Here is a 3318-nt window from a genome sequence, read left to right as displayed (position 1 = left end):
GTGCCCGCCGGCTGGGGTGGGTGTAATGGCTCGTGGGGGACGCCCGCGGTCCGGAAGAAACCATGACCCCTCCGCCTGCCTGCGCGCCGAAGCGGCTTCGCTTCGGCGGAGGCAGGTCGGCGTAAGACGCCGACGCCTCCCCACGCGCAGCGTGGCGAAGAGGGCTGGTAACTTGACTCCGCCGGCTGCCGCAATTATCTCCAGCGCCATGGAACGCCGGTTCTACACCGCTCCCATCATCACCACCGACCGAACTTGATCCGGCCGGGCGCGCGCACTCGTGCCGCCTCCCGGCCTCGCTCGACCGACAGCCTCTGTCGGTCGTGGAGCCGTGTTCGAATTCTTCTCGTGTGGTGATTGCCATGATCAATATTTCCCTGCCCGACGGATCCGTCCGATCGTTCGACAAGCCGGTCAACGGCGCCGACATCGCGGCCGCGATCGGCCCCGGGCTCGCCAAGGCGGCGCTGGCGCTGCGCGTCGACGGCAAGATGGTCGACCTCGCCCATGTCGTCGACCGCGACGCCAGGATCGGCATCGTGACAGCGCGCGACCCCGAAGCGCTCGCGCTCCTGCGCCACGACGCGGCGCACGTGCTGGCGCAGGCCGTCCAGGAGCTCTACCCCGGCACGCAGATCACGTTCGGTCCGGCGACGGACGACGGGTTCTACTACGACTTCGTGCGCGACCAGCCGTTCTCGCCGGAGGACTTTGCCGCCATCGAGCAGCGCATGGCCGAGATCGTCGACCGCAACCTGCCGATCGAGCGCGAGGTCTGGGACCGTGCGAAGATCAAGGACTATTTCAAGAAGCACGGCGAGAGCTTCAAGGCCGAGTGGGCCGACGAGCTGCCGAAGGACGAGGAGATCTCGGTCTACCGGCAGGGCAGCTGGCTCGACATGTGCCTCGGCCCGCACCTGCCCTCGACAGGCAAGCTCGGCAAGGCGTTCAAGCTCACGAAGGTGTCGGGCGCCTACTGGCGCGGCGACGCCAGCAACGCCCAGCTGCAGCGTGTCTACGGCACGATCTTCTTCTCCGACAAGGAGCTGAAGGAATACCTGCACCGCATCGAGGAAGCCGAGAAGCGCGACCATCGCCGGATCGGCCGCGAGATGGGCCTCTTCCACCAGCAGGAGGAAGCGGCCGGCATGGTGTTCTGGCATCCCAAGGGCTGGACGCTGTGGCGCACGCTCGAGAGCTACATCCGCCGCAGGCTCGAGGCCGGCGGCTACCACGAAGTGAAGACGCCCCAGCTGGTCGATCGCAAGCTGTGGGAGGAGTCGGGCCACTGGGAGAAGTTCCGCGAGAACATGTATCTCAGCGAGAACGAGGAAGGGCTGCGCGAGTTCTTCGACGATCCGGCCAAGCGCATCTTCGCGCTGAAGCCGATGAACTGCCCGTGCCATGTCCAGATCTTCAACCAGGGTCTGCGCAGCTACCGCGAGCTGCCGCTGCGCCTCGCCGAGTTCGGCTCGTGCCATCGCTTCGAGCCGTCGGGCGCGCTGCACGGCATCCTGCGGGTGCGCAACTTCACGCAGGACGACGCCCACATCTTCTGCAGCGAGGAGCAGATCGAAAGCGAGACGATCCGCTTCTGCAATCTGCTGGGCTCGATCTACAGGGACCTGGGTTTCCCCGATTACTTCGTGAAGTTCTCCGACCGGCCGCCGGTACGCGCGGGCTCCGACGCGGTGTGGGACCAGGCCGAGGGCGCGCTGCGCTCGGCGTCGAAGGCGGCCGGCCTCGACCTCATCCTCAATCCGGGTGAAGGGGCGTTCTACGGTCCCAAGCTGGAGTTCGTGTTGCGCGATGCGATCGGCCGCGACTGGCAGTGCGGCACCCTGCAGGTCGATTTCGTGCTGCCTGACCGGCTCGACGCGAGCTACGTCGCCGAGGATGGCTCGCGCAGGCGGCCCGTCATGCTGCACCGCGCCATCTTTGGCAGCTTCGAGCGCATGATCGGCATCCTGGTCGAGAACTATGCCGGCCGCTTCCCGCTCTGGATGACGCCGACGCAAGCGGTGGTGGCCACGATCGTCAACGACGCCGACAGCTATGCCAACGAGGTCGCCGACGCGCTGCGCGCCGCCGGGTTGCGGGTCGAGACGGACCTGCGCAACGAGAAGATCAACTACAAGGTCCGCGAGCATTCTCTGGCCCACGTGCCGCTGATCCTGGCGGTCGGCCGGCGCGACATGGACGGCCGCACGGTGGCGATCCGCCGCCTCGGCTCGGAAAAGCAAGAGGTCCTTGAACTCGGGGCCGCCGTCACTAAACTTTCTGAGGAGGCCCGGCCGCCCTTTTAGGGCGGTCGTGGTCTCGATACCCGCCCTGTCCCGGGGCTCTTACGAAGGAGAAGGAAGCCATAGCAAGACCTGCCCAGCAGACCGCGCCCACCCGCGAGGGTCCGCGCGTCAACGGCGAGATCAGAGCGCCGCAAGTCCGACTGATCGACGAGAATGGCGAGATGGTCGGCGTCGTCAGCACCCGCGAGGCGATTGAAATGGCCGAGGAGGCCAGTCTCGACCTGATCGAGATCTCGCCCAACGCGTCCCCGCCGGTCGCCAAGATTTCCGACTACGGCAAATACAAGTACGAAGCGCAGAAGAAGGCGCACGAGGCGCGCAAGCACCAGAAGGTCATCGAGGTCAAAGAGATCAAGATGCGCCCGAACATCGACGACCACGATTACGAAGTGAAGATGCGCGCCATGAAGCGGTTCATCGAGGAAGGCGACAAGGTCAAGGTGACCCTGCGCTTCCGCGGCCGCGAGATGGTCCACGCCGAGCTCGGCCTGCAGGTGCTGAACCGCGTCCGCGGCGAGATGGACCCGCTCACCAAGATCGAGTCGATGCCGCGCATGGAAGGCCGGCAGATGATCATGGTGCTGGCGCCCAAGTAACGTCCAAGAAGTCGCCCTCGACCCGGCTGCCCTGCCGTCGGCAGCGGATTGCCGGGCGCTTGGTGCCGTCGCAGGCGACCGTGTCGTGGCGGCAACGCCGAACCCCGCGACACTTGTCCTCGCGACACTCGGCGAGTGCGCGATAGAGCCGGGGGAGATGCCGGTTGCCGATCATCCTGCCAATGGCCGTGCAGCCGCGTTCTCATCGGGTATTCGATTACGCCTTGTCGGCCCCTGCCCAGGCGACGGAGCCCGCCCGCCAGGGGGCCAAGGACCACCGCGACCTCGGCGGCCTTGCCGGGCTGGCTCGTTTCGGCGGCGAGTGGCTGGTACCTGCCGGTTGCGGAGCAGGCCGCGAACCTGTTCGAGCGGTCCCGGATCGCGCTCGGTGCCTATCTGCTGGCACAGGTCATCAT

At 66.5% G+C, this 3318-nt stretch carries 2 protein-coding genes; both read left to right on the top strand.

Annotation, left to right across the window (positions count from 1 at the left end; all coding sequences use genetic code 11):
- The first annotated feature begins 362 nt into the window (after positions 1-362).
- Positions 363-2306, top strand: a complete 1944-nt coding sequence (gene thrS / locus AB7O82_RS34590) for a threonine--tRNA ligase (protein WP_428553105.1) — start codon at positions 363-365, stop codon at positions 2304-2306.
- Between the two features lie 59 nt (positions 2307-2365).
- A complete protein-coding gene (gene infC / locus AB7O82_RS34585) occupies positions 2366-2902 on the top strand; it encodes a translation initiation factor IF-3 (protein WP_428553108.1) in 537 nt (178 codons plus the stop codon).
- Positions 2903-3318 lie beyond the last annotated feature (416 nt).

It is taken from the genome of Reyranella sp. (genome assembly GCF_050185545.1).
Lineage (GTDB): Bacteria > Pseudomonadota > Alphaproteobacteria > Reyranellales > Reyranellaceae > Reyranella.
Note: the sequence above shows the minus strand (reverse complement) of the source record. Positions and strands in the feature narration are given on the sequence as shown.